Annotated in this window: 23 protein-coding genes and 1 tRNA gene; 15 read left to right on the top strand and 9 right to left on the bottom strand. The window is 72.5% G+C overall.

Features of this window, described 5'->3' with window-relative positions; genetic code table 11:
- Positions 1–17: 17 nt before the first annotated feature.
- The 4 genes from SM452_RS13935 (at position 18) to SM452_RS13920 (ending at position 2,425) form a co-directional block, all read left to right on the top strand.
- The gene (locus SM452_RS13935; protein ID WP_013473591.1) at positions 18–347 is read left to right on the top strand and encodes a YbaB/EbfC family nucleoid-associated protein; all 330 of its coding nucleotides are present in this window, start codon (positions 18–20) and stop codon (positions 345–347) included.
- Between the two features lies 1 nt (position 348).
- A complete protein-coding gene (locus SM452_RS13930) occupies positions 349–654 on the top strand; it encodes a hypothetical protein (protein ID WP_463840055.1) in 306 nt (101 codons plus the stop codon).
- Complete coding sequence (locus SM452_RS13925; RefSeq protein ID WP_463840054.1) at positions 654–1,322, top strand: hypothetical protein; 669 nt, start codon at positions 654–656, stop codon at positions 1,320–1,322. Before SM452_RS13930 ends, SM452_RS13925 begins: the two co-directional genes overlap by 1 nt.
- 260 nt (positions 1,323–1,582) lie before the next feature.
- Positions 1,583–2,425 (top strand): PSP1 domain-containing protein, encoded by an 843-nt coding sequence (locus tag SM452_RS13920; protein ID WP_463840053.1) that lies wholly within the window; start codon positions 1,583–1,585, stop codon positions 2,423–2,425.
- Positions 2,426–2,551: 126 nt separating this feature from the next.
- Here the strand turns inward: SM452_RS13920 and SM452_RS13915 are convergent, their stop codons facing one another.
- A complete protein-coding gene (locus SM452_RS13915) occupies positions 2,552–4,282 on the bottom strand; it encodes a metallophosphoesterase family protein (RefSeq protein WP_355511963.1) in 1,731 nt (576 codons plus the stop codon).
- Between the two features lie 131 nt (positions 4,283–4,413).
- On the opposite strand from SM452_RS13915, the gene SM452_RS13910 reads away from it, so the two are divergent.
- Positions 4,414–4,487: transfer RNA gene (locus tag SM452_RS13910), tRNA-Thr, on the top strand.
- A gap of 52 nt (positions 4,488–4,539) precedes the next feature.
- Here SM452_RS13910 and SM452_RS13905 read toward each other — a convergent pair.
- On the bottom strand, positions 4,540–5,208 hold the full coding sequence (locus SM452_RS13905) for a hypothetical protein (protein WP_463840052.1): 669 nt from the start codon (positions 5,206–5,208) through the stop codon (positions 4,540–4,542).
- Between the two features lie 107 nt (positions 5,209–5,315).
- Positions 5,316–6,143 carry a TrmH family RNA methyltransferase gene (locus tag SM452_RS13900; protein WP_463840051.1) on the bottom strand — a complete coding sequence of 276 codons (828 nt, stop codon included), beginning with the start codon at positions 6,141–6,143 and terminating at the stop codon, positions 5,316–5,318.
- A gap of 128 nt (positions 6,144–6,271) precedes the next feature.
- Between SM452_RS13900 and SM452_RS13895 the strand changes: the two genes are divergently transcribed.
- Both SM452_RS13895 and SM452_RS13890 read left to right on the top strand, forming a co-directional pair.
- Positions 6,272–8,446, top strand: coding sequence for an acyltransferase family protein (locus SM452_RS13895; RefSeq protein ID WP_463840050.1), 2,175 nt, complete (start codon positions 6,272–6,274; stop codon positions 8,444–8,446).
- Positions 8,447–8,490: 44 nt separating this feature from the next.
- Positions 8,491–9,072 (top strand): DUF3592 domain-containing protein, encoded by a 582-nt coding sequence (locus SM452_RS13890; protein WP_463840145.1) that lies wholly within the window; start codon positions 8,491–8,493, stop codon positions 9,070–9,072.
- Positions 9,073–9,101: 29 nt separating this feature from the next.
- On the opposite strand, the gene SM452_RS13885 is transcribed toward SM452_RS13890, so the two are convergent.
- Positions 9,102–9,722, bottom strand: a complete 621-nt coding sequence (locus SM452_RS13885; protein WP_463840049.1) for a pyridoxamine 5'-phosphate oxidase family protein — start codon at positions 9,720–9,722, stop codon at positions 9,102–9,104.
- Positions 9,723–9,887: 165 nt separating this feature from the next.
- On the opposite strand from SM452_RS13885, the gene SM452_RS13880 reads away from it, so the two are divergent.
- The 3 genes from SM452_RS13880 to SM452_RS13870 are packed head-to-tail and all read left to right on the top strand — an operon-like array spanning position 9,888 to position 12,098.
- Positions 9,888–10,394, top strand: coding sequence for a DUF2231 domain-containing protein (locus SM452_RS13880; protein WP_262015365.1), 507 nt, complete (start codon positions 9,888–9,890; stop codon positions 10,392–10,394).
- Positions 10,391–10,927, top strand: coding sequence for an Hsp20/alpha crystallin family protein (locus SM452_RS13875; protein WP_262015366.1), 537 nt, complete (start codon positions 10,391–10,393; stop codon positions 10,925–10,927). The genes SM452_RS13880 and SM452_RS13875 overlap by 4 nt, the downstream gene beginning before the upstream one ends.
- Positions 10,928–10,934: 7 nt before the next feature.
- The gene (locus tag SM452_RS13870; RefSeq protein WP_463840048.1) at positions 10,935–12,098 is read left to right on the top strand and encodes a glycosyltransferase family 9 protein; all 1,164 of its coding nucleotides are present in this window, start codon (positions 10,935–10,937) and stop codon (positions 12,096–12,098) included.
- Here the strand turns inward: SM452_RS13870 and SM452_RS13865 are convergent.
- Together SM452_RS13865 and rfaE2 are read right to left on the bottom strand one after the other, a co-directional pair.
- A complete protein-coding gene (locus SM452_RS13865) occupies positions 12,073–12,945 on the bottom strand; it encodes a glycosyltransferase family 2 protein (RefSeq protein WP_355512385.1) in 873 nt (290 codons plus the stop codon). The genes SM452_RS13870 and SM452_RS13865 overlap by 26 nt on opposite strands.
- Positions 12,942–14,768, bottom strand: a complete 1,827-nt coding sequence (gene rfaE2, locus SM452_RS13860) for a D-glycero-beta-D-manno-heptose 1-phosphate adenylyltransferase (protein ID WP_262015369.1) — start codon at positions 14,766–14,768, stop codon at positions 12,942–12,944. The genes SM452_RS13865 and rfaE2 overlap by 4 nt, the downstream gene beginning before the upstream one ends.
- 120 nt (positions 14,769–14,888) lie before the next feature.
- Here rfaE2 and SM452_RS13855 point away from each other — a divergent pair, with 120 nt between their 5' ends.
- Both SM452_RS13855 and SM452_RS13850 read left to right on the top strand, forming a co-directional pair.
- Positions 14,889–15,446 carry a type 1 glutamine amidotransferase domain-containing protein gene (locus tag SM452_RS13855; protein ID WP_194798915.1) on the top strand — a complete coding sequence of 186 codons (558 nt, stop codon included), beginning with the start codon at positions 14,889–14,891 and terminating at the stop codon, positions 15,444–15,446.
- A gap of 53 nt (positions 15,447–15,499) precedes the next feature.
- Positions 15,500–17,167 carry an MDR family MFS transporter gene (locus SM452_RS13850; protein ID WP_463840047.1) on the top strand — a complete coding sequence of 556 codons (1,668 nt, stop codon included), beginning with the start codon at positions 15,500–15,502 and terminating at the stop codon, positions 17,165–17,167.
- Positions 17,168–17,174: 7 nt separating this feature from the next.
- Here SM452_RS13850 and SM452_RS13845 read toward each other — a convergent pair whose 3' ends face one another.
- Positions 17,175–17,666: an NUDIX domain-containing protein gene (locus SM452_RS13845; RefSeq protein WP_018785677.1), complete on the bottom strand. Its 492-nt coding sequence runs from the start codon at positions 17,664–17,666 to the stop codon at positions 17,175–17,177.
- Between the two features lie 100 nt (positions 17,667–17,766).
- On the opposite strand from SM452_RS13845, the gene SM452_RS13840 reads away from it, so the two are divergent.
- Complete coding sequence (locus tag SM452_RS13840) at positions 17,767–19,401, top strand: fatty acid--CoA ligase (RefSeq protein WP_355512438.1); 1,635 nt, start codon at positions 17,767–17,769, stop codon at positions 19,399–19,401.
- Positions 19,402–19,581: 180 nt separating this feature from the next.
- Here SM452_RS13840 and SM452_RS13835 read toward each other — a convergent pair whose 3' ends face one another.
- Complete coding sequence (locus SM452_RS13835; protein WP_463840046.1) at positions 19,582–20,595, bottom strand: NADPH:quinone reductase; 1,014 nt, start codon at positions 20,593–20,595, stop codon at positions 19,582–19,584.
- Positions 20,596–20,798: 203 nt separating this feature from the next.
- Here SM452_RS13835 and SM452_RS13830 point away from each other — a divergent pair, with 203 nt between their 5' ends.
- Positions 20,799–23,054 carry a hypothetical protein gene (locus SM452_RS13830; RefSeq protein WP_463840045.1) on the top strand — a complete coding sequence of 752 codons (2,256 nt, stop codon included), beginning with the start codon at positions 20,799–20,801 and terminating at the stop codon, positions 23,052–23,054.
- Positions 23,055–23,132: 78 nt separating this feature from the next.
- Positions 23,133–23,537, top strand: a complete 405-nt coding sequence (locus tag SM452_RS13825; RefSeq protein WP_355512392.1) for a hypothetical protein — start codon at positions 23,133–23,135, stop codon at positions 23,535–23,537.
- A gap of 49 nt (positions 23,538–23,586) precedes the next feature.
- On the opposite strand, the gene SM452_RS13820 is transcribed toward SM452_RS13825, so the two are convergent.
- Positions 23,587–24,435 carry an SCO6745 family protein gene (locus SM452_RS13820; protein ID WP_463840144.1) on the bottom strand — a complete coding sequence of 283 codons (849 nt, stop codon included), beginning with the start codon at positions 24,433–24,435 and terminating at the stop codon, positions 23,587–23,589.
- Positions 24,436–24,441 lie beyond the last annotated feature (6 nt).

The raw sequence follows: 24,441 nt of genomic DNA, 5'->3' as shown, positions 1-24,441 counted from the left end.
CCGGGAGGAGTCCGCCGATGCCGCGGGGCGAGATCGACGAGGCCTGGATCGAGGAGGCGGTGCGGCGCTACCGCCGGATCGAGAACCTGCAGGCCGAGTTCGACCAGGCGGTCGCGACGGTCGAGGTCACCGTCCGCTCACCCGACGGGCTCGTCGAGGTGGTGGTGACCGCCGGCGGGCGCATCACCGACGTGCGTTTCCTCGGCCCGCTGCACCACCGCAGCCCGCGCGACGTCGCCGGTTCGGTGCAGGCCGCCGTCACCGCCGCCGCCGACGCGGCGCAGTGGGCGCGGGAGAAGCTGCACAACGAGACGTTCGCGGCCTACCGGCCGCTGGCGGGGGCCTGACATGGAGACGCTGCGTGCCCTGGCCGCCCGTCTCGACGAGGCGGGCGCGACCCTCGCCACTCTCTCCCGCACGGTGACCGCCGCCGACCCGCCGCATCCCGCGTTCGGCGCGCACGCCACCGGCCGCCCCGGCGAGGTGGGCCGCGCACTGCACCGCCAGTGGACCCTGGCCACAGCCGACCGGGCACGCGAGGCGCAGGCCGCCGCCGTCCGGCTGGCCGCCGCCGCGGCGGCGCTGCGCAGCGCCGCCGACCGCTACGCCGCCGCCGACGACGCGGTCGCCCGGCGGCTGGCCCGGGAGGCCTGATGGACGCGCTCGACCGCCTCGCCGAGCCGGGGCTCGACCTGCTCGCCCGCGTCGACACGCTGCTGGCCGCCGGCGCGCCCGAGGGGCACCGGCTGTGGCCGCTGCTGCGCCGCATGCAGGTGCTTCCCGGCGCGGCCGTGCGCGAGTTCCTCGACATGCATCCAGCGCCGCTGACCGGCGCCGGCCACGCCGTGCGCCGGCTCGTCCGGGGGTACGACGACACCTGCGCCCTGCTGGCCGACCAGGTCGCCTGGTCCGGTGCCGCCGCGTCGGCGTACGACGAGGCACGTACCGCCCTGCTGCGGCACCTGGACGAAGGGCCGGACAGCCTGGTCGGGCGGCTGGAGTCGACGGCGGGCTACGCCGACGCGCTGGCCGGCTGGGTGGAGGGCAGCCGGGCCGCGCTGGCCCGGGCGTTGGCCGAGGTGCTGGGCTCGGCCGAGGCGGTCGCGGTGCACGCGTCGACGCGGCCCGGCGTCGAGGCCGGACGGGCCGGGGCGTCCGCCGCGGCCGAGATCGCCACGAGGATCCTGGGTGTGCTCGGGGTGGCCTACGACGGCGCCGAGACGCTGCTGCGCCAGTGGGGGCCGAGCCTGGCCGAGACACAGTGGCGGGACCGCGCCACCACCGCCCCGCGCTACGGCGGCACCACCCGGATCGGCTACTGACGGTCCACGGCGTCGCGCGCCGATCCGGCCGTGGCCGGGTGACGGCGGCGACGCCGTGGCCTTCCCCTGCACCCCCCGCAGGTATGCCTTCACTCAACGCGTCCGGGCGGTGTTTGTCAGGGGCCCGCCGGAGATTCAACCGTCCGGGCGAGGCGATGGGGCCGGTTCGGCCGGGTCGACGTCGATGATCGCTGCGGTGGGTGACCGGGCGGCGACAGGTGTGCCGTGCGGCGGTCGTCGATCCGCGTAGGGTGTGGCGTATGGGCATGCTCTGCGCGGTCAGCTTCAACCGGTACGGGCGCCTCTACTACCTCGACCCGGGCGAGCTGCGCCCGCAGGTGGGCGACCGGGTGCTGGTGCCCACCGACGAGGGGCCCGAGGTGGCCGAGTGCGTGTGGGCCGCGCAGTGGGTCAGTGAGGACACCGACAGCTTCCCGAAACTGGCCGGGATCGCCGGCGACGACGACCTGCGCCGCGACGAGATGCTGCGCCGGCGCAAGGCCGAGGCGAAGGTCGCCGCCAAGCGGCTGATCCGCGAACACGGCCTGCCGATGAAGGTGGTCGCCGTGGACCACGTCCTGGCCACGCCCGAGAACGGCAGTGACCGCACCACCATCTACTTCACCGCGCCGCACCGCGTCGACTTCCGCTCGCTGGTCCGCGACCTGGGCGCCACGCTGCACTGCCGGGTCGAGCTGCGGCAGCTCTCCGCCCGCGACTCCGCCCGGGTGCAGGGCGGCATCGGTTCGTGCGGTCGTGACCTGTGCTGCGCCACGTTCCTGACCGACTTCGAGCCGGTGACCATCCGGATGGCGAAGGACCAGGACCTGCCGCTCAACCCGTTGCGCATCTCCGGGGCGTGCGGGCGGCTGATGTGCTGCCTGAAGTACGAGCACCCGCTGTACCAGAGGTTCCAGGAGTCGGCCCCGGCGGTCGGCAGCCGGGTGTCCACGCCGCAGGGCGAGGGCAAGGTGGTCGGCCACAGTGTCCCGCGCGACGCGGTGACGGTCCGTCTGGACGCGGACGGCTCCCGCTCGATGTGCTCCCGGGCGTCGGTGTGCGGCCCCAGGCAGGCCCACGACCAGCACTACCCCCAGCCCTGACCCGCTGCCTTCCCTCCCTCTCCCGGTCTTTCTCGTCGATCATGAGGTTAGCGGTCGAAATGGTGATCGACTTCGCCGCCAACTTCATGATCAACGGAGTGAGGTCCGGGTGTGTGCCGGGTGGGGTCAGCGGATGACGATGGGGGGCTCGGCCAGGCGGGGGGTCAGCGGGGTCTTCGGGGTCAGCCAGGAGGCGGTGGGGGACTGGTCGGGGTTCAACTGCCAGTCGTGGGACACCTTGTCGACGGCGATCGGGTAGATCGTCAGCGTGCCGTCCCTGTCGATCCGGAACCGCAGGAACGCCTTCGAATCCTCGATGCCCTGCGCCGCGAACAACTCGTTCAGGTTCACCCCGAACGCTCCAGCCACCAGCAGGTAGAGCGCCACGAGCTGGCTGGCCACCAGCCCGCTCACCGGCCCGTAGAGCACCACCGCGGCGACCGCCGGCATCGGCCACGGCCAGTCGTAGAACGGCAGCTGCAACCAGACCCACGTTCCCCCGGCGGCGAGCGCTATCTGGGCCAGCCCGTGCGCCACCCCGAGGATCCAGTGCCGGGCGTGCCGTTTCCCGCCCGCCGTGGGCGGCTTGGCGAAGAACACCGCGCCCATCATCGCCACCACCAGCATGATCGCCAGCGGCACGCTGAACAGGCGCTGCTCGGTGGTGCCCACCCGCTGCACCGCCACCCCGGCCATCGCCAGCATCAGCAGCGTGTGCAGGGTGCCGAGCAGCGTGGTGAAGCCTGGGTTGCGGAACGGCAGCCGGGCGAAGATCCCCCAGCCGTACCGGCGGGAGCGCGCCTTGTCGGGGTAGCGCGCGGCAAGGTCGTACTCCTGGGTGTTGCTGGCCCGGCGGGTCAGCGTGTCACGCGGCGGCACCTCAAGCTTCTCGGGCAGCCGGTGCGTGGGGTAGAGGTAGGCGCCGCCACCGCCGCACGTGATGAGCTGCCGGTCCGTCCCGGCATAGCGGGCGTAGTGGTGCAGGTCGCCGGAGATCAGCACCCGCACCTGCGCCCCGGTCGGTGCGACGAGGGTACGGATGAAGTAGTCGATCGAGTCGTACGCGTTGGGGTGGTCGACGGCCTTGACCCACGTCGGCGCCGGCACCGCCAGGATCACCTTGGACTCCGGGGTGAGCTTGCGGGCCACCTCGTCGAAGTAGGTGAGCTGAGGGTCGTCCAGGTACGAGCCGGACTGGTCGTCGAGGCCGAGCAGCCACCAATCGGCCGGCAGTTCGACAGCGAAGTACGAGCGGGACTGGCCGGTGCCCCAGCCGCCGAAGTGCCGGTCCCGGGTGCGCACGAACAGGCGCAGGAACGCGGTCAGCCCGTCGTACCAGTCGTGGTTGCCAGGCACCGCGAACAGCGTCGGCTGCTCCGGCGGGGCGACCGGCAGCGCCGACTGGTACGGGCCCTTGCAGCGGTCCTCGTACGCCTCGTAGCCCGCCGCCGGGTAGACCTGGTCGCCACCCATCACCAGCGTCTGCGCGCGGGGAAGGCGATGGCCGTCCACTGTCAGCTCCGGCTGGGCGAGCAGGTACGCCACCGAGTACGTGGCGTCGAAGCCGTCACCCAGGTCGGCCACGTAGTCCAGCCAGAGCCCGCCGTCCGGCCCGACCTGCCGGAACGTGCCGTCGCCGAACGCGTTCTGCAACTCGCGCTTGTCCAGGTACGCCCCGAACAGCATGGCCAGCAACGTCCGCAGGCCGGTGCTGATCAGCAGCAGCGGCGCGAGCCACGGCACCGGCCGGCGCGGGGTGAAACCCAGCTCCCGGGGGTCGATGCTGCGGGGGCGGCGGGTGGCCCGCTCGCCGGGATGCGCCTCGGGAGCCGGTGGTCGCGGCGGTTCGTCGGTCACCCGCCGCAGGGTAGTCCGGACCGGGCGCGAAGTCTCTCCCGTAGCGGGGCGGATGTGGTCGGGTGTCCGGGTTCGGGGTGGGGGATCCGGTTCGGCTTCCGGCAGGGAGTGCCGTACACTTGGCGATCGTTGCCGCCTTAGCTCAGTCGGCTAGAGCGACGCACTCGTAATGCGTAGGTCGACGGTTCGATTCCGTCAGGCGGCTCGGTACAGAAGCCCAGGTCAACGACCTGGGCTTCGCCGTTTCCGAGGGCCGATCATCCCTCCGCCGACGGGGTGCCGGTCCGCGAACGCGACCGGCCGACCAGGCCTGCGGCAGCCGCCCAGGCCAGCAGTACGCCCATGGTCAGGCCGGGCGGCAGGTACCAGAACGTGAGGAATCCGGCCGGTGGCGTCAACGGCAGTGCCGCGACGAGCGCCCACGCGACGCGGCGTGGCAGCACACCGCGACGCAGCCCTTGCAGGCCACACCAGACGGTGCCCACCAGCGCCGTCAGCAGGGCCACGAGGTCGAAAATCCATCCGTACCCGGGGCTGTTGTATTCCAGGCCGATCGCGATGGCCGCGGCGAGAAGCCCGTACCGCGTGAGGCGCCGGGGCGACGCGGTGGCGTGGCCGGTCACCGTCCAGACGAGCGGCAGCGTCAGCAGCACCGACACGAAGAAGGGCCCACGCCAGATCCACGCCGGCTCCCCACCGTCGAACAACGGCAGGGTCTCGGCCATCCATCGCGCCGGAGCGGGGAGAGAGCCGACGGATCGGCCGCCGCCGACCTCCCACTGCGTGGCCATCGCGGCGCCGAGCACCGCCGCGACCAGCGGTGCGAGAATCGCCAGGGCGCGCCGCCAGCGGGCGATCGCCCGCCTGCCCTCGACGCCGGGGGTGCCGGTGCGGTCGGGTCCGTGCTGCGGATGCTCCTGTCGCATCGGATGATCGTCACCGCGTCGCCGGGAAATCTCAGCAGGGGAACAGCCGAGACCACCACCGACGTACGGCGTGAGCTGGTGCAAGGGCCTGGCCGAGGAGGCAGCCCCTACCGACGGCCGGCGCGCTGCCGGGCGGCCTCGTACAGCGCCACCGTCCCGGCCGCCGCCGCGTTCAGCGAACTCGCCGCCCCCACGATCGGGATGCGTACGGTCCGGTCACTGGCCTCCTGCCAGCCCTTGCTGAGTCCGTGCGTCTCGTTGCCGATGAGCAGGAGAGTGGGGCCGGTCAGATCGTGCTCGGCGACGTCGACGTCCCCGTGCTCGTCCGTACCGATGATCTGGACCTGCGGAAGTCCGTCCGCGCGCACCGCGGCGACCCAGTCCAGGACGTCGCGGTGGCTGGCGACGCGCACCACTGGTACGGCGAACAGCGACCCGGTGCTGGCCCGGACCGCCTTCGGGTCGTACGGGTCGGCGGCGTGGCCTGTGATGATCACGCCGGATGCGCCGAAGGCGTCGGCGGAGCGGACCAGCGTGCCGATGTTGCCAGGGGTCTTGGGGCGATCGAAGACCACCACGAGCATCGCCGGCCCGGCCGGGATGCGGGCCAGGTCGTCGGCGGGCTGCGCCACCACTGCGAGCAACTCGGGCGACTCCTCCTCCTTGCCGCTCAGTTCCCGCATCAGATCCGGAGCGAGCGCGACCCGCCGGGCGTCGGCGCGGTCGAGCAGGTCACGGCACCAGCGGGACAGCGGCTGCCGGTCCGGGTACAGGAGCGCGCGGATCTCCCAGCCCTGCTCCAGGGCCACGGTGATCGGACGTACCCCCTGGACCAGGAACTCCCCCGTACGCTGCCGCTTGGTGCGGTTGGTCAGCAGCGCCTGCCACTGCTGGAAGCTCGCGTTGCGGGTGGTGATCGTCAGGGTCTTCGCCATGCAGCCGATTCAACCGCATCAGGTTTCGAGGCCACGCGCCGGTGAGGTGGTGACGCGGCGCGATTGTCCCGCCGAGTGACCAGCCGCTATCGTTCCCTCGCCCCCAGCCGCAGAGTTTGAGGATCGCGATGACTTCCCCGCCGTTGACGAAGGTTGCCGATCGGGAAGGTGCACCCTCCGAGGAGCCGGGCGGTACGGCGACCGCGCGCGAGCCGGGCAGGGAGGCGACGCCGAGCCGGTTCCGGGCCGACGTCGCCGGGCTCCGGGCCGTCGCCGTGGGGCTGGTGCTGCTCTACCACGCCGGGCTGCCGTTCATCCCCGGTGGCTTCGTCGGCGTCGACGTCTTCTTCGTGATCTCCGGCTTCCTCATCACCGGGCAGCTCATCTCGGAGATCGAGCGCAGCGGCCGGGTCTCGCTTGTCGGCTTCTACGCGCGCCGGGCCAAGCGCATCCTGCCCGCCGCCACCGTGGTGCTGGCGGCTACCGCCGTCGCGGTCCGGCTGTTCGTACCCCGGAGTGAGTGGCAGGTCGTCGGCGGCGACATCGCCGCCGCGGCGACCTACATCGTGAATTGGCGGTTCGCCGACCGCGCAGTCGACTACCTGGCCGAGGACGTCGCGCCGTCGCCGGTCCAGCACTTCTGGTCGCTCGCCGTGGAGGAGCAGTTCTACCTGCTCTGGCCGCTGCTGATCGTGCTGGCCATCCTCGCCGCGCGCAAGCTCCGGCGGGCGAACGTACGGCCGGTCCTGTGGGTCGGTCTCGCGGTGCTGGCGGTGCCGTCGTTCGTCTGGTCGATCGTCGAGACGGCGAACTCGCCGCAGCGGGCGTTCTTCGTCTCCACCACGCGGTTGTGGGAACTCGGGGTCGGCGCCGCCATCGCGCTGCTGGCGGTCCGCGCCGCCCGGATGCCCCGATCCGTCGCGGTCGTCCTCGGATGGCTCGGCCTCGCCGCGATCGTCGCGGCGGCGCTGCTGGTCAGCGGGAAGACCGCATGGCCGGGGTACGCGGCGGCGCTGCCCACGCTCGGTGCGGCGGCGGTGATCGCGGCCGGCGCGGCAGCGGGCTCCCGGGGGCCGGTGATGGTGCTCGGCACGCGTCCGTTCCAGTGGATCGGTGACCTGTCGTACTCGCTGTACCTGTGGCACTGGCCGATGCTCGTGGTGGCCGCCGCGCACTTCGGTGACCTGTCGCTGACCGAGGGCCTGCTGGTGGCGCTCGCCTCGGTGATCCCGTCCTGGATCACGTTCCGGCTGGTGGAGAACCCGTTGCGCTACTCGCGGAAGATCTCCACATCGCCTCGTCTGGCGTTGAGCCTGGGCGGCAACTTCACGCTCGCCGGCATCTGCGCCGGCATGGTCCTGGTGCTGATGGGCGCGTGGGCCGCCGCCGCGACCACCACCAAGGGCCAGTACGCCCCGGGGGCCGCGTTGCTGTCGACAGCGCCCGGTACCGCCCCGATCGGCCCGGTCCCGGAGCGGTTCGACGTGATCAAACCGGATCCGCTGCAGATCCGGCAGGGCTTCATGGACGTGCCCGACACCAACCGGGACAAGTGCTTCCAGCAGGTCGACGGCGCCGAGGTGCTGTCCTGCACGTACGGCAACCCGAACGCGGCCACCACCGTCGCGCTCGTCGGCGACTCGAAGATGGACCAGTGGCTGCCCGCGTTCCAGGTGCTGGCCGAGCAGAACGACTGGAAGATCCTGATCGCCGCGAAGGCGTCGTGCCCGTTCACCAGCGCGCCGGCGGTCCGGGCCGACGACCCGAGCAAGCTCTACACCGACTGCATCGACTGGAACCGGTCGCTGATGCGCAAACTGGTCGAGGAGCGACCCGACTACCTGGTCACCTCGCAGGGCGCGGCGCGCGCCTTCGACAGTGACGCCGAGGAGCCGACGGTCGAGGCGATGGTCGCCGGGGTCCGGTCCGCGTGGAAGAAGCTCGACGCCGTGGGCACGCAGGTCGTCGTGCTCGCCAACAACCCCGGCCCCGGCCCGGCGGTGACGTGCGCCGACAAGAACCGTAAGCGCCTGTCCCGGTGCGCGTTCGACAGGGAGCGGCACGACCAGGACCCGGCCTACCGGATGCAGCGGCAGGCGGTGTCCGGCGCGCCGAAGGTCAAGATGATCGACCTGTTCGACGCCGTCTGCCCGACCGACAGGTGCCCCGTGGTGTTCGGCAACGTGCTCATCTACCGGGGTGGCTCGCACATCGGGGCGGCGTACGTGAAGACGACAGCGCCGCACCTCGCCCGCGCCCTGTCCGACGTCGGCGTGCCGGCGCGCTTCAGCCCGGCCGGGTAGCTCGCCCGGGGGTTGCGGCGCCCGGTCACGATATCGGCGTGATCATGCGTCGGCCGCTCTGGCTCAGCTTCGCGTACGCGCTGCTGGCGGTCGCCGGTGCCGCCCTGCTCTGGCTGCCGTTCCACACCCAGTCGGCGCTCGACGACTGGGCGGTGACGCTGCGCGAGCGGGGTACGCCCGCCCGGGCGACGGTGGTCGACCAGGTGACCGAGAGCGGCGGTAACAAGGGTTCCTCGTCGAGCACCATGTACTTCAGCTACGTGGTCGACGGCCGGACGCACGCGCAGGAGGTGCCCTGCTTCGAGGTGTGCCGGGCGGCGGGCACCGAGGTGCCGATCTGGGTCAACCCGGCGGACCCGGGCGACTTCGTCACCGACTTCGGGCAGCTCAGCGGCCATCGCGGGCGCGTGCAGGGCGTACTCGGCGTGGTCGGGCTGGTCGCCCTGGGCGCCGGCGTGGTGCTGACGCTGTCCCGCATCCGGCGCGCCGCCCGACCAGGCCACGACCGCGAAGCCCGGCCGGGCAAGGACCGCGCCGTCCGGCTGCGCCGGGTGGCGCCGGCGTCGGTCGGAGACGGCCGCCCCTACACCGGCCGGGGCAAACGCAAGCGCAACGTCCGGCGCTGACGCGAACGCACCGCTCGGCGCCGACGCGCTCAGCGGTAGAGCGTCTCCAGGTAGCCCGGGCCGTAGTGGCGTTCCAGGTCGGCCAGGCTCTCCGCCGGGGCCTCCACCTCCTTGATCAGCCGGGCCCGCGTCGGCAGCACGTCCGGCTGCCAGGTCTCCGGCTGCCACAGCTCGGAGCGCAGGAACGCCTTCGCGCAGTGGTAGAAGATCTGCTCGATCGCGACCTCGACGGCCAGCACCGGCCGGTGGCCCTTGACCTCCATGCCGGCGAACCACGGCGCGTCGGAGATCAGCCGGGCCCGGCCGTTGATCCGCAGCGTGTCGGTGCGGCCGGGGATCAGGAAGATCAACCCGACGTGCGGGTTGGCCAGGATGTTGCGGTAGCCGTCGGCCCGCCGGTTGCCGGGCCGCTCCGGAATCGCGATCGTGGTGTCGTCGAGCACCAGCGCGAAGCCCGGCGGGTCTCCCTTGGGGGAGACGTCGCAGGTGCCGTCCGCGCCGGCGGTGGCGATCAGGCAGAACGGCGAGGCGGCGAGCCACTCCCGGTCGCGTTCGTGCAGCGTACGGCGGTCCTTGGCGGCCGCCCGCGGCATCGGTGTGCCGATCAGTTCGCGTAGCTCGGCCTCGCTGGTGATCTCCCGGGTCGTCACGTCTTCCTCCCCCGTCCGTTGATCGTCACGACGGTTCCGGCCCGCGACGGGCTGGTTTCCGCCACTGTCAGCCTAGGAGACGCGTCGAGTGCCGGTTTGCCCCCGGGGCCGGCGGGTAGGGACCGGTTCGCAGCGTGCGTCCGGACGTGACGGATGGAGGCCGAGATGGAGAGCCGACTGAAGGTACTCGGCCATCCCGTGCATCCGATGCTCGTGATGTTCCCGGTGGCGCTCTTCGTGACCGCGGTGATCTTCGATGTGGTGGACACCGTGGGCGGGCCCGGCTTCCTGGCCGAGGTCGCGTACTGGAACATCACGGTCGGTCTGATCGGCGGCCTGCTGGCCGCGGCGGCCGGGGCGTTCGACCTGCTCGCCCTGCCGGCCGGCACCCGCGCCAAGCGGGTCGGTGTCACCCACGCCGCCGCCAACGTGGCGGTGATCCTGCTGTTCGCCGCGGTCTGGGCGGTCCGGCTCAACGCCGACTCCCGCGCGGCCGGCGGCGCGCTGATCGCCATCGAGGTGGTCGCCCTGGCGATCCTCGGCGTCAGCGCCTGGCTCGGCGGTGAACTGGTGGACCGGCTCGGTGTCGGCGTCGACCCGGAGCACGATCTGAACGCGCCCAGCTCGCTGCGACCCCCCTCGGCGACACGGCGGATCGGAGACGCGCGATGACCGAACAGGGCAGCGGACGGGGCTGGCGTGGCCGCCAGCAGGGTTGGGATCCGATGGGCGAGCTCCAGTCGCTGCGCTCCGAGCTGAGCCGGCTGGTCGGCGGACGGTCCGGCAGCCAGGACGTGGATCTGGCCGAGACGGCCGACGGCTGGGAGGTGGTCGTCCGGCTTCCCGGCGTGGCGCCGGAGGAGGTCGCCGTCGAGCTGGACGACCGGGAGCTGTGCGTACGTGCCCGGTCGGAGGCCGAGGTGAACGCCGACCACGGCATCGCTGGCGGGTTCACCACCCGGGGCTTCGAGTACCGCGTGGACCTGCCGTCCCGCGTGGACCCGGACCGGATCGACGCGGTGATGGACCACGGCCTGCTCCGGGTGCGCCTTCCCCGGGCGTCCCGGCCCGCGCCGCGCACCATCACCGTCGGTCGTACCGGCCCGCGACCGGGCGCCGGCCGTACGCAGATGCCCGCCGACCCGGCCGCGGACCGGGAGCTGCACCACCCGGACACCGCGCTCGACGAGATCGACAGGCCGTAGGGGCCGCGTGACCAGCCCGTCGGGCGACTCCGACTCGCCGCGCCGCGACCTGGGGCCGTCGTCGGTGCTCGGACCGGTCGGCGAGCGAGTCCCCGACGTCGAACGGATCGCCGTGCTGCGCGCCAACGCGCTCGGCGACTTCATCTTCGTGCTGCCGGCGCTGGACGCGCTGCGGTCCGCGTACCCGTCGGCAGAGATCGTGCTGCTCGGCGCGCCGTGGCACGCGGCGCTCTGGCGCGACCGTCCCGGCCCGGTGGACCGGGTGCTGGTGGTGCCGGCGGTGCCCGGCATCCGCGACCCGGGGCCCGGCGAGTCGCCGGGTGACGTCCCGGCGTTCCTGGCCGCCGCCCGCGCCGAACGGTTCGACCTGGCGTTGCAGGTGCACGGCGGCGGCGGCAACTCGAACCCGTTCGTGGCCGGGCTCGGCGCGCGGGTCACCGCCGGTCTGCGGGCCGAGGGAGCGCCGCCGCTGGACCGGTGGCTGCGCTACGTCTACTACCAGCACGAGGTGATCCGCTACCTGGAGGTGGCCGCCCTGGTCGGCGCGCCCGCCACCACGATCACCCCGGCGCTGGAGGTCACCGCCGCCGACCGGGCGGAGGCCGCCGCCGTGCTCGGCGAACCCACCCGGCCGCGGGTCGCGCTGCACCCGGGCGCCACCGACACGCGGCGGCGCTGGCCGCCGGAACGCTTCGGCGAGGTCGCCCGCGAGCTGACCGGAGACGGGTACGAGGTGCTGGTCACCGGCACCCCCGCCGAGCAGGAGACGGTCGACGCGGTGGTGGCGGCAGCAGGCGTTCCGGTGCGTCCCCAGGTCGGCACGCTCAGCCTGGGCGCGCTCGCGGCCGCGTACGTGGACTGCGCGCTCGTGGTCTCGAACGACACCGGCCCGCTGCACCTGGCCGCCGCGGTGGGCGCGCCGACAGTCGGTGTCTTCTGGGTCGGCAACCTGATCAACGGGGCGTCGCCGCTGCGCGGGCGGCACCGCCCGATCGCCGCCTGGACCACCCACTGCCCGGTCTGCGGCGTCGACTGCACACCCGGGATCTACCCGCACCGGCCCGGCGACGGCGAGTGCCCGCACCGGGTGTCGTTCGTGGCCGACGTGCCGGTGGCCGAGGTGGTCGAGGCGGCCCGCGAGCTGCTCACACCTCCGCCGGCGACTCGCTGAGCACCACTTCCCACGCCTCCACGTCGCGTTCGGTGACAGTGGTCGGCGACTCCAGGTGGTAGGCCCCGCTGGGCAGCACCCCGGCGCCGCCGTGGCGCTCCAGCACGGCGAGCTGCGCGGCCACGTCCTCGCCCTGGTGCCGCTCGGGCAGCCGCTCCCAGAAGTCGAAGCCGCCGGCGTCGACGAGCTTGGCCCGGTCGTAGAGCACGCACCCGCCGACCCAGGAGACCTTGTACGCGCGCCACTCGCCCGCCGCCAGGTTCAGCTTCTCGGTGATGTGCAGCAGGTTCGCCGCCGGGTGGATGGACGCCCGGTGCCACTCCGGCGTGCCCGGCATGATCCGCTCCGGCACCGGCGGCCCGGTCCACTCCTCGTAGTGCTGGTGCGTGTCCGGGCGGACGTCGTCGGCGTAGGAGAGGCCGTGCACCGCGTTGCCGACGAACCCGCAGCCCAGCTCGTCGAGCGCGGTGACCAGGCGGGACAGCGCACCCGGCTCCAGCCACACGTCGTCGTCGAGGCAGAGCACGGCGTCGGCCGCCGACTGGGCCAGCAGGTACGACCGGTGCTCGGCCAGGCCGCGCCGGGGCAGCCGCCGGGTCAGCAGCACCGGGTGCCCCCGGTGGCGCAGCGCCCGGACCATGGTGGCCGCCGCCGGGTGCGCGTACGCGGGCTCACCGTCGGACTGGTCACTGACCACCACCCCGAACCCGGGTACGCCCTCCTGGGCGGCCAGCCCGGACAGGGTGACCGCCAGTTCGGCGGGCCGGTTGCGGGTGGGGATCAGCACGTCGAGCCGCCGGTGGTGCCGGAACCGTCCGGGCGTGCCCGGGTCGAGCGGACGGGTCACGCCGGCCTGCTCTCGCCGACCGTGTCAGTGACCGGGTGGGCGCGGATCCGGTCGATGATCGCCGAGGTGGAGCGGTCCGGCACGTACCCGAGTGTGCGCACCTGCCCGCCCAGCCGCCGTACCAGCGGCGCCTCCGGCACCATCTCCGGCGGGTAGTCGCCGCCCTTGACGTAGACGTCGGGCCGGACCGCCTCGATCAGCCGGGCCGGCGAGTCCTCCTCGAAGACCACCACGTGGTCGACGCAGGCCAGCGCCGCCAGCAGCGCGATGCGGTCCTCGACCGGGTTGACCGGCCGGTCCGGGCCCTTGAGCCGGCGGACGCTGCCGTCCGAGTTGACCGCCACGATCAGCAGGTCGCCGAGCGCACGGGCCTGGGTCAGGTAGCGGACGTGCCCGGGGTGCAGCACGTCGAAGCAGCCGTTCGTGAACACCACCGACCGGCCGGCCTGCCGGTGCTCGTCCACCAGCGCGGCCAGTTCGTCGGCGCCGACCAGTGCCGGGTGCCCGCCCTCGTCCGGGCCGGTGCCGAGCGCGGCCAGCAGGTCCTGCCGCCGGCACACGCAGGTGCCGGTGTCGGCCACAGTGATGGTCGCGGCGAGCTGGGCGAGCTGGGCGGCGGTGGGCAGGCCCGCGTCGGCGGCGAGCGCCAGCGTCATGGCCGCCAGGTACGCGTCCCCGGCGCCCACCGCGTGGCTGGCCGGGACCGGGGTGCTGTGGCTGCGCCGGGGCTCGCCCTCGGCGCCGCCGACCACAGCGCCCTCGGTGTCCAGGGTCACCGCCACCACGTCGGCGCCGGTGTGCGCGCGCAGCTCGGGCAGGCGTGACTCGGCCAGCACGGCCCGGTCCACGCCGGCGCCGGCCGCCGCGCTCACCGTCACGCCGGTCCCGGTGACGCTCAGGCCGTCGCCGGTCAGCGCCACCCGCTCCTCGCCGGGCATCGGCTCGCCGGTCGGGCCGGAAGGGGCCTCGGCGGCGGGCGTACCGGAGGTCGGGTGCGGGCTGCCCGGTACGCGCTCACCGGACCCGCCGGGCGCGGCGCCCACCATCAGCTCGGACGGGCCGTCGGCCTCGGCCGGGTGGTCCAGGTGCACGTCGCCGCTGGGGACGGCACCCCGTTCGGCGTGCGCGAACCCGGCGGCGGCGCGGGCCAGCAGCCGGGTCGCCTCGGCGAAGCTCGGCGTCACCACTGTCGGGTTCAGTCCGCGCCAGTCGGCCAGGTCGTGCGCGTCGAGCGCCACAGTGCCGTACCGGTCGCGGTTGGCGACCAGCCAGGCGCGCACCGCCGACGGCAGCGCGCCCAGGCCGTAGTCGCAGACCACAAGCGTGAGCGGCTGGCCGGCGGCCACCGCGCGCAGCTCCTCGGTGGCGCAGTGCAGCGCGGTCAGCAGGCGGGCCACGCCGTCGGCGTCCAGCCCTTCCTCCGGGCCGCCGGAGTCCTCGCGGAGCAGGATCTGGTTGCCGGCGAGCATCCGCCGCTTGACCGGCGTGGGCCGGCCCGGCTGGCTCACCGTACGGTCCCAGACCGCCGCCCGGTCCAGGCAGTCGTGCAGTTCGTCGCCGGCCACGTCGGCGCCGACCGGGGCGACCAGCGCGGCCCGGCCGCCGAGCGCCGCCACGTTCACCGCCGTGTTGGCGGCGCCTCCCGCGGCGGAGATCCGCCGCCGCAGGGTGAGGACCGGTGCGGGCGCCTCCCGGCAGAGCCGCTCCGACTCGGCGAACCGCCACTCGTCCAGCATGGCGTCCCCGACGACCAGCACGGGGCGCTGCTGCCAGCTCGCCACGACTGTGGCGAGCCGGCGCTCTTCCGCTGCTGCTCCTGCCATGCCCCTGCGGATCCCCCCGGGCCGTCGGGCCAAACGCGACGCGGGCCACCCGATGCGTCCGGTTTCGCGGCATCGGGCGGGGGAACCGTCTCAGACGTACCCCGGAGAGGAGAGAACAGCATGGCAGCGACACTTCAGGGCAAGCGCATCGCCTTCCTGGCCGCCGACGGCGTCGAGGAGGTCGAGTACACCAAGCCCCGGGAGGCGGTGGAGAACGCCGGCGCCCAGGTCGAGCTGGTCTCCATCGAGTCCGGCACGATCCAGGCCTTCAACCACCTCGACCACGGCAAGCAGTACCAGGTCGACGTCACCACCGAGGAGGCGGACGCCGGGGCGTACGACGCCCTGGTCCTGCCCGGTGGCGTGGCGAACCCCGACTTCCTGCGGACGGACCCGGAGGCGGTCCGGTTCGTCAAGGCGTTCTTCGACGCCGGCAAGCCCGTCGGCGTGATCTGCCACGGCCCGTGGACGCTCGTCGAGGCGGACGTGGTGCGTGGCCGCACCATCACCTCCTGGCCGAGCCTGCGCACCGACCTCACGAACGCCGGCGCGAAGTGGGTCGACCAGGAGGTCGTCACCGACAACGGGCTGGTCAGCAGCCGCAAGCCGGACGACCTGCCGGCGTTCTGCGCCAAGATCGTCGAGGAGTTCGCCGAGGGGCGACACGCCGCCCGCTGAAACTCGTACGCCCACCGGGGGCATGATCCGCCCCCGGTGGGATAGGAAGCGGGATGACCGCCCAGGCCGCCCGTCCCGCATTGCCCGCCCGACAGATCCGCCTGCTGATGTTCGGTCTGATGACCGGCATGCTGCTGGCGGCGCTGGACCAGACCATCGTCGGTACCGCGTTGCCGACCATCGTCGGCGAACTGGGCGGCATCAACCACTACTCGTGGGTGGTCACCGCGTACCTGCTGGCCTCGACCGCCTCGACGCCGCTGTACGGCAAGATGGCCGACCTGTACGGGCGCCGGCCGGTCTTCCTGTTCTCCATCGGGATGTTCCTGCTCGGCTCGCTGCTGGCCGGGCTGTCGCAGGACATGACCCAGCTGATCGTCACGCGGGGCGTGCAGGGCCTGGGCGCGGGTGGCCTGATGACGCTGGCGTTCACCATCATCTCGGACGTGGTGTCGCCCCGGGAGCGCGGCCGCTACCAGGGGTTGTTCGGCGCGGTGTTCGGCGTGTCGTCGGTGGCCGGACCGCTCGTCGGCGGTTACTTCGCGGAGAACAACTGGCGGTGGATCTTCTACATCAACGTGCCGCTGGCGATCCTCGCCATCGTGGTCTGCTGGCACGTGATGCGGCTGGTGCCGTTCGAACGGCGGGAGCACACGGTCGACTGGATCGGCGCGGCGCTGCTGGTCGCCGGCGTGAGCTGCCTGCTGCTGGCGCTGAGCTGGGGCGGCGCCGAGTACGCCTGGGGCTCCGGCGTGATCTTCGGGCTGTTCGCCGCGGGCGCGGTGCTGGGCGTGCTGTTCGTCGTCCAGGAGGCCCGGACCAGGGAGCCGATCCTGCCGCTGCGGCTGTTCCGCAGCGCCACGTTCGCGCTCGCCAACGGCGCGGGTTTCGTGCTCGGTCTGGTGATGTTCGGGTCGATCATCTTCATCCCGCTCTACCTGCAGATCGTCAAGGGCGCCTCGCCGACCCGCAGCGGTCTGCTGATGCTGCCGATGATGGCCGGCGTCATCGTCACCTCGGTGCTGACCGGCCGGGCGATGAGCCGGATCGGCAGGTACAAGTGGTTCCCGGTGGCCGGCGCGGCCGTGCTGGTGGCCGGCATGCTGCTGTTCCAGCAGCTCCAGGTGGACACCTCGCTCTGGCTCGCGTTCGGCTACATGGTGGTGATCGGCGTCGGGCTGGGCCTGTGCATGCAGTCGCTGATCCTGGCCGTGCAGAACGCGGTGAGCGTCCGCGACCTGGGCGCGGGCACCTCGTCGGCGACGTTCTTCCGGTCGCTCGGCGGCTCGTTCGGCGTGGCCATCCTCGGTGCGGTGCTGTCGTCCCGGCTCACCTCGGAGATGTCCGCGCGGCTGCCGGGTGCGCTGGCGCAGCTCCCGCCGGAACAGCGCGCCGCGGTGACTGCAGGCGGGGACTTCTCGATCAACGATCCGGCGGCGATCCTCGCCCTGCCCGCCCCGGTACGCGCCGCCGTCCAGGCCGCGTTCGTCGAGTCGCTGCACCTGGTCTTCCTGACCACCGGGCTGATCGCCGTGGTCGCGGTGCTGGTCACGCTGGCCATGCCGAACCTTCAGTTGCGCGGCACCGGCCCGCAGGGCGCCACCGGCGGCGCCGACCCGCTCGGCGGGAAGGCGCCCGCGCCGGGCGGCAAGCCGCTGACAAAGGAGTCGAAGGACGAGGCCGCCGCCGACATGGAGGCGAAGTCGCAGACGATGCTGTGACCGGCGGCTACTTGAGGATCAGCCGGTTGGTCTGCTCGAACACGTCGAGGTCGGCGAGCGTCTCGTGCACGCTCGACGACAGCGGGTGCGGGAAGTCCGCCGGGTGGAAGAACCCGGAATCGGTGGTCTCGTCGGTGAACCGGGCGAGTTCGCCGTCCCACTCGTCGACCCGGAACGCCGTGGTGAAGACCTGGTACGTGTGTCCGTACATGTTGGTGTGGGTGCGATCAGGGCCGGTGTAGAGCGCGAACGCGCTGACCCGCAGCGCCCGCAGCCCGGTCTCCTCCCGGACCTCCCGGACCGCGCAGTCGGCGATCGACTCGCCGAGTTCCATGGCACCGGCCGGCAACGCCCACTGGCCGTTGTCGGAACGCTGGATCAGCAGCACCCGGGCGGCGTTGTCGCGCACCACGGCGCGCGCGCCGACGAACATCAGGGTGCGGTCACCGGCCAGGGCGCGGAGCTGCCCCACGTACGAGTCGGCCCACGAGATGCTCACCCGGACAATCTACGCATCATCCGTGATCACCTAGCCGATTCCGGGGGGTTCCGCAGATGTGACCGCCGCCACTACCTTGTTACCCATGCGTAGCACGATGATGGATGCCCCTCTCCAGGTCGCCCGGATCCTCGAACACGGCTCCACCGTGCACGGCGCGGCGGAGGTGGTCACCTGGACCGGCGCCGAACCCCGCCGGATGACGTACGCGGAGGTCGGCCGCAGCGCCGCCCGGCTGGCCCACGCGCTGCGCGACGAGTGCGGGGTGACCGGCGACGAGCGGGTCGGCACGTTCATGTGGAACAACAACGAGCACCTGGTGGCGTACTTCGCCGTGCCGAGCATGGGCGCGGTGCTGCACACGCTCAACATCCGGCTCTTCCCCGACCAGGTCGCCTACATCGCCAACCACGCGCAGGACCGGGTGGTGCTCGTCGACACCACGCTCATCCCGCTGCTCGCCCGGGTGATCGGCGAGATGACCACAGTGGCCCACGTGGTGGTGGTCGGCGGTGGCGACCCGGCGCCGCTGCTGGCCGCGGCCGGCGACCGGATCACCGTGCACCACTGGGACGCGCTGCTGGCCGACCGCCCGGACCACTTCGACTGGCCGGAGGTGGACGAGCGCGACGCCGCCGCCCTCTGCTACACGTCGGGGACCACCGGCAACCCCAAGGGCGTCGCCTACTCGCACCGCTCGATCTACCTGCACTCGCTCCAGGTCTGCATGCCGGAGGGCTTCGGGCTCGGCCCGAACGATCGCGAGCTGGCGATCGTGCCGATGTTCCACGCGATGTCGTGGGGCCTGCCGTACGCGGCGTTCCTCTCCGGCGCGTCGCTGATCATGCCGGACCGATTCCTGCAGGCCGAGCCGATCGCCGCGATGATCGCCGCCGAGCGCCCCACGCTGGCCGGCGCGGTGCCGACCATCTGGACCGACCTGCTGGCCTACCTGGACGCGCACGAGGTGGACCTCTCCTCACTGAAGGAGGTCATCGTCGGCGGGTCGGCCTGCCCTCCGGCGCTGATGCACGCGTTCCACGACCGCTACGGCATCGACGTCATCCACGCCTGGGGCATGACCGAGATGTCGCCGCTGGGTTCCGTCTCCCGGGCGCCGGCCGGCGCGACCGGCGACGACGCCTGGCGCTACCGCTACACGCAGGGCCGCGTCCCGGCGGGCGTGACCGCGCGGATCGTCGGCCCGCTGGGCGAGCCGCTCCCGGCCGACGGGACGTCGGTGGGCGAGCTGGAGGTACGCGGGCCGTGGGTGACCGCCCGCTACATCGGCGACGACGCCCCGGACGAGGAGAAGTTCCGGGACGGCTGGCTGCGGACCGGTGACGTCGGCACGCTGTCGCCGGACGGCTACATCACGCTCACCGACCGCGCCAAGGACGTGATCAAGTCGGGCGGGGAGTGGATCTCCTCGGTCGAGCTGGAGAACGCGCTGATGGCCCACCCGGCAGTGCTGGAGGCCTGCGTGGTGGGCGTACCGGACGAGCGCTGGGACGAGCGGCCGCTGGCCACCGTGGTGGTCCGCGAGGGCGCCTCGGTGACCGCGGAGGAGCTGCGGGACTTCCTCGCCGGCTCGGTGGCGCGCTGGCAGCTGCCGGAGCGCTGGGCGTTCATCGACGCGGTCCCGAAGACCAGCGTCGGCAAGTTCGACAAGAAGGTGGTGCGCTCGCGGTACGCCGACGGCGGCCTCGACGTGCGGGAACTGACCGCGTCGTAACGTTTCGCGGCGTACCGTCGCCTACACGGGTAGGAACGCGTTCCCAACGGACATTCCTCCCAGAGGGCGGCCCCGGCGTTCGCACCGCGCCGGGGCCGCCCGTCCGTTACGGGGTGACCCGCACCGTCATTGTTGCGAAACTTGTTCGCGTCTGTCCGGCTGTCGGGGAAATCCGGTCGTCTACTCGTCGGCGGTGCTCACCAGCACCTTGCCCACCACACTGTCCTGCACCGCCTGCTGCGCGGCCGCGGCCTCCGCCAGCGGATACCGGTGCAGCGGCAGGCCCGCCTCCGCACCGACGCGGATCGCGCCCTGCGCCACCGCCGCCGCGATGTCAGTGACCGCCTGCGCCTTCGCCACCTTCGGCGCGGTGTAGATCAGCACGAACTGCCAGCGCGCGTTCGGGCCCATCAGCGGCCGGATCGGCAACGTCACCTCGTCGCCGCCGTCGTCCGCGTACACGCACACCGCCCCGCCGGTACGCAGCATCCGGACGTCGGCGGCGGCGTTGCGGGCGGCGGACACCTCGACGATCGTGTGCACCCCGTCGGGCGCGACCTTGCGGACCTCCTCGACCACGTCCTGCTCGCGATAGTTGATCACGAAGCTGGCGCCCGCCGCCGCCGCGAGCTGCGCCTTCTCCGGGCTGCTCACCGTGGCGATCACGCACGCGTCGGCCCAGCGGGCGAGCTGGATCGCCGCGTTTCCCACCGCGCCCGCACCGCCCTGCACCAGCACCACGTGGTCGCTCAACGCACCGGCGTGCAGCTTGTCCGGCATGAACTCACCGGCGGTCAGGCAGCGGTGCGCGGTCATGAACGGGATACCGAGCGCCGCACCCAGGTCGAACGAGGCCGGACCGAGCGGCACCGCGTGCCGGACCGGCACCAGCGTGTACTCGGCGGCAGTGCCCCACGGGCGCTGCCACGCCGCCTCCCACACCCAGACCCGCTCACCGATCAGCGTCCGGTCCACGCCCTCACCGACCGTCTCGACCACCCCGGCGCCGTCCTGGTGCGGGATCTGCCAGCCGGCCGGCAGCGGCCACGCCTGGCGTGCCTTCCAGTCGGTCGGGTTCACCCCCGACACGGCCATCCGCACCAGCACCTCGCCCGGCCCGGGTTCCGGCACCGGCCGCTCCACCACCTGGAGCACCGAGGCGTCCCCGCTGCGCTCGTACACGATCGCCTTCATCGTCCTCCGCTCAGGCCGAACCCACCGCTTGTCCCATCCTGCCGGATCCGTCGGACCGCTGCCGGCGGGTCGTCCGTCGCGCCCGTCCAGATGGCGAAGTTCGCCGCACCGCGATGCCTGCCGCCGGACCTCGGCCGGGGCAGCGCACGGCCATCGTTGCTGACTAATCTATGGCGACAATCCATCGACAGTTGGGAGTACCCATGGGATTCCGTGGGCAACTGCGTCGAAGAAGCCTGGCCGCGGCGGTGGCGACTGCCGTCGTGGCGCAATTGGCGATCTTCGGCGGTGAGGCGCTGGCGGGGGAGACGCCTCTGTGGCAGAAGGAGGTCGGGAAGATCCCGACCGCCGATTACACGCGCGACGCGAAGCTCTACATCACCGAGTCCTGTGAGGCGCTGGGCCCGTACGTCGCGGGTGGGCTGGGCGACAGCCGGCTCGCCCCGGTGCTGGCCGACGTGCAGAGCCGGTACTTCGACGGCGCGCGCCTCAAGAACGCCGCCGACGGCACGGCGGTGTTCGATCACCTGAAGCCGTTGGAGTCGTTCCTCAAGAGCCGGCTGACCGGGGCGAGCCCGCCGAACGGCGAGGCGGAGCAGGCCCACGTCCGGGCGCTGGTGGAGACCCTCACCGGGGCTCGACTGCTGGCGGACGCGGCGATCCAGGACGCCGAAGCGACAATCGGTCCGTTCCGGGCCAGCCCGCCCCCCGCACCCGCCCCGGTGGGGCTGACCGAGGCGTTCGCGGACCTGGCGGCAGCCCGGACGAGCCTGGCCAAGGCCGACGAGATGCTGCTCAAGGCCAACCCGGAGCCGGCCACCATCCAGTTGACGCGATCCTGGACCAGCGCCTTCAACGTGCTGACCCGGCTGGGCATCACCTACGAGGGTGACCACGACTCCGACGGCGTGACCGACGTGGTCGAACTGCGCTTCGGCTCCAGTCCGTTGCTCGTCGACTCCGACGGCGACCGGCTCACCGACAAGTTCGAGATCACCAGGTTGGCGGGCTGGACGAGGCCGAACATTGCCGACACCGACAGCGACGCGGTCGCCGACGGGGCCGAGGACGTCGACAGCGACGGACTCACCAACCTTCAGGAACAGGATCTGGGGACCTCGCCCACCGAACCGGACACCGACGGTGACGGCGTGAACGACGGTGCCGAGGTCGCCAAGGGGAGCAACCCCCTGGTCGCCGACCAGCCCCGCGCTCCGCCGTCACCCGGCACGGTGCCACCGATCGTGCCCGTGCCGAACGAGGCGGACACCGACGGCGACGGGTTGATCGACGTCGCCGAAGAGGAGGTCCTCAGCGACGTCAACAACGTCGACAGCGATGGAGACGGTCTCTCCGACGGCGTCGAGGTCAACGACTGGGGCATCAACCCCCTGGTGCAGGACACCGACGGGGACGGCCTGCGCGACGACTACGAGGCGGCGCATAAGGACGACCAGGGCCTCGACCCGGGCCGGCCGGACGAGCAGATCAGCAAGTGGACGTACGTTTCCGACTTCCTGCTCGGCATGTTCGCCGGCGACTTCGCGCCACGTGACTCCATCGCGTGGCTTTCCGGGAACCTGTGCTCCGGCGCGCTGAGCTTCATTCCGGTCGTGGGTTGGATCGTCGGCGGTCTCGCCGACATTCGCGACACCATCGCCGGGCTGATAAATGGTGACTGGGTCAGCGCGGGTCTGAGCATCCTCGGCGTCGTCCCCTATGTGGGTGACGCCGTGGCCATCCCGGGGAAGGCCGCTCGGTTCGTCGCCCGCTTCGCGCACCGGACCGAACAGGTCGTCCTGCTCGTCGCGACCTACGAGATCATCCCGGACAGCGTCAAGGAAGCCGCGCTCGAACAGATTCTCGGTGAGGACTGGACGGCGCTCCAGGATGCCGGGCTCGCGGGGGCCTCGGCGGGCGACGGCTTCGACGCCCTGGCGGCCCGAGCCGGCATGCTGCGGCTCGCCAAGGGCACGCGGACCAACTTCGCCAGGCTGCGGGCTGCGTACCAGCACCCCCTGCACGTGAAGGGCCCGCGGGTTCGCTACATGTACAACTGGCAGGACGGAGAGAACTACGTCCTCAACAATCTGCTCACGGGTGTCCGGCACCGGAACCTCAAGGTTCTCACGCCGCAGTTCCCGACCCCGAGGTCGATTTCCCGGAAGCCGGACATCGCCGTCGAGGATCCCCCGGGCGAGCTGACACTGCACGAGGTCAAGACCGGCGTCCCCAACTACGGCGGCGAAGTGGCCGAATGCGAAAAGGATGCCTGGACGCTACGGCAGGCGAGTGTCGACGTGGTGGACGCGAACAAGCAGACGACGAAATACAAGGTACGCGGGATTCAATGGCATTTCCTGCCGCACAACGCGTACGACACGTTGGGCCCGACGCAGGAGGTGCTCGACTGTTTGATCCGCAATAACATTCCCTATACCATCCACTTCCCCGAATAGAGCTTCAGGAGGTGAACGGGTTGGGTCGGTCGTACGGCCGGCCCAACCCGGCCTTTCATGGGTGACCAACTCGTCGTCATGCGATTCGATGAAACCGGTGCGCCCGGCACCGAGCTGCCGGTCGACGCCGTTATCGACAGGTTGCGTGAGGTGTTCGGGGACGACCCCGAGCTGGACCTGCCGATGGCTGACGGGGACATCGTCGAGCTCGAACTCGCCGGAGAGCGAGCCAGCATCGACGGGTTCGTCTATGCCGGAGCGCACGGCGTGCAGCGGGTGGTGGTCGAGTTCGCCGACAGCTCCTGGGGCGAGCCGGTGCGCGCATTCCGGGAAGAGATCGCGCCCGTACTGGACGTGCTCGTCGCTCTCGCACACCAGACCGGCGCACGCCTGTTCGACTCCGCCGACCCCGACTCGTCCAACCTCACCACGTCGATGGCGCTGGACCTGCTCGCCCCGGCCCTCCCACCCGACGTCGGCTGAACTTCGCCGGTGTCGGCGAGGACAGCCCTGCCCAGCCGGGCGGGACGGTTTACCGCGGCTGCGTCGCCCTCGCCGAGCGCTGCGCCGGAAGGCCGATCGGGGCCTTGGCCGGGATGATCGTGCGGCAGCGCGTCGCGATCGGTTCCAGCAGCTCCCGCAGCCGGGCGGTACGCTCCGCGCCCAGTGCCCGCCACGGGCCCGACGCGGCGCGGTCGGTGGCCTCCTCGACCACGCGGAACGTCTCCGTGGCGTACGGCGTGGGGTCCAGGTCGTCGGTCAGCCAGCCCTTGTCCACCAGGCGCTGCTCGGCGGCGGTCCACTGCTCGTCGGTCCAACCCCGGGCCGGCTGGTGGAACTCGCGCGACTGGTCGACCCGGCACCGCCAGGCCACCACCTCGACCGGTTCCAGGCCCGTGGTCACCAGCGCCGCCACGTGCCCGTCGCCCCGGTGCTCGCGCAGCGTCGCGGCGGCCTGCCAGAGCCGGGCAAGCGGGTATTCGCCCCGGGGCAGGGCGGCGTTCGCCGCGCCGAGCACCCGCCCGGCCGTGTCCACCCGCCCGGCCGCCTCCTCCAGCAGGTCGGCGGCCTCGACCAGGTGCGATTCGGGCAGCTCGTAGGTGAACTCGGCGAGCGCCTGCACGCCACCGGTGAGCCGGGCCCGCAGCGCCTCCTCCGGGGTGGCCAGGCGCCACACCGACGGCAGGGCGCGGGCCACCATGGCCGGCGCGAAGCTGAAGAACGCCGCAGTCACCGCCGGCGCGTCGACCGCCCCGAGCGGCGCGGCCCGGCCGGCGAAGTAGCCGCGCCAGTAGCCCCGCAGCCCGACCGCCTCGAACGCGGCCCGGGCCCGGGGGTGGAAGTAGGTCACCGCGTGGACCGGCTCGTAGAGCGTCCACATCTGCCG

It is taken from the genome of Micromonospora sp. SYSU B005 (assembly GCF_055362685.1).
Note: the sequence above shows the minus strand (reverse complement) of the source record. Positions and strands in the feature narration are given on the sequence as shown.

What these genes read in the sequence shown, in the direction of transcription:
- SM452_RS13935 (WP_013473591.1), top strand. Translation starts at nt 18, where the DNA reads ATGCCGCGGGGCGAGATCGACGAGGCCTGGATCGAGGAGGCGGTGCGG.
- SM452_RS13930 (WP_463840055.1), top strand. Translation starts at nt 349, where the DNA reads ATGGAGACGCTGCGTGCCCTGGCCGCCCGTCTCGACGAGGCGGGCGCG.
- SM452_RS13925 (WP_463840054.1), top strand. Translation starts at nt 654, where the DNA reads ATGGACGCGCTCGACCGCCTCGCCGAGCCGGGGCTCGACCTGCTCGCC.
- SM452_RS13920 (WP_463840053.1), top strand. Translation starts at nt 1,583, where the DNA reads ATGGGCATGCTCTGCGCGGTCAGCTTCAACCGGTACGGGCGCCTCTAC.
- SM452_RS13905 (WP_463840052.1), bottom strand. Translation starts at nt 5,208, where the DNA reads ATGCGACAGGAGCATCCGCAGCACGGACCCGACCGCACCGGCACCCCC.
- SM452_RS13900 (WP_463840051.1), bottom strand. Translation starts at nt 6,143, where the DNA reads ATGGCGAAGACCCTGACGATCACCACCCGCAACGCGAGCTTCCAGCAG.
- SM452_RS13895 (WP_463840050.1), top strand. Translation starts at nt 6,272, where the DNA reads ATGACTTCCCCGCCGTTGACGAAGGTTGCCGATCGGGAAGGTGCACCC.
- SM452_RS13890 (WP_463840145.1), top strand. Translation starts at nt 8,491, where the DNA reads ATGCGTCGGCCGCTCTGGCTCAGCTTCGCGTACGCGCTGCTGGCGGTC.
- SM452_RS13880 (WP_262015365.1), top strand. Translation starts at nt 9,888, where the DNA reads ATGGAGAGCCGACTGAAGGTACTCGGCCATCCCGTGCATCCGATGCTC.
- SM452_RS13875 (WP_262015366.1), top strand. Translation starts at nt 10,391, where the DNA reads ATGACCGAACAGGGCAGCGGACGGGGCTGGCGTGGCCGCCAGCAGGGT.
- rfaE2 (WP_262015369.1), bottom strand. Translation starts at nt 14,768, where the DNA reads ATGGCAGGAGCAGCAGCGGAAGAGCGCCGGCTCGCCACAGTCGTGGCG.
- SM452_RS13855 (WP_194798915.1), top strand. Translation starts at nt 14,889, where the DNA reads ATGGCAGCGACACTTCAGGGCAAGCGCATCGCCTTCCTGGCCGCCGAC.
- SM452_RS13850 (WP_463840047.1), top strand. Translation starts at nt 15,500, where the DNA reads ATGACCGCCCAGGCCGCCCGTCCCGCATTGCCCGCCCGACAGATCCGC.
- SM452_RS13840 (WP_355512438.1), top strand. Translation starts at nt 17,767, where the DNA reads ATGGATGCCCCTCTCCAGGTCGCCCGGATCCTCGAACACGGCTCCACC.
- SM452_RS13835 (WP_463840046.1), bottom strand. Translation starts at nt 20,595, where the DNA reads ATGAAGGCGATCGTGTACGAGCGCAGCGGGGACGCCTCGGTGCTCCAG.
- SM452_RS13830 (WP_463840045.1), top strand. Translation starts at nt 20,799, where the DNA reads ATGGGATTCCGTGGGCAACTGCGTCGAAGAAGCCTGGCCGCGGCGGTG.
- SM452_RS13825 (WP_355512392.1), top strand. Translation starts at nt 23,133, where the DNA reads ATGCGATTCGATGAAACCGGTGCGCCCGGCACCGAGCTGCCGGTCGAC.
- SM452_RS13820 (WP_463840144.1), bottom strand. Translation starts at nt 24,435, where the DNA reads ATGTGGACGCTCTACGAGCCGGTCCACGCGGTGACCTACTTCCACCCC.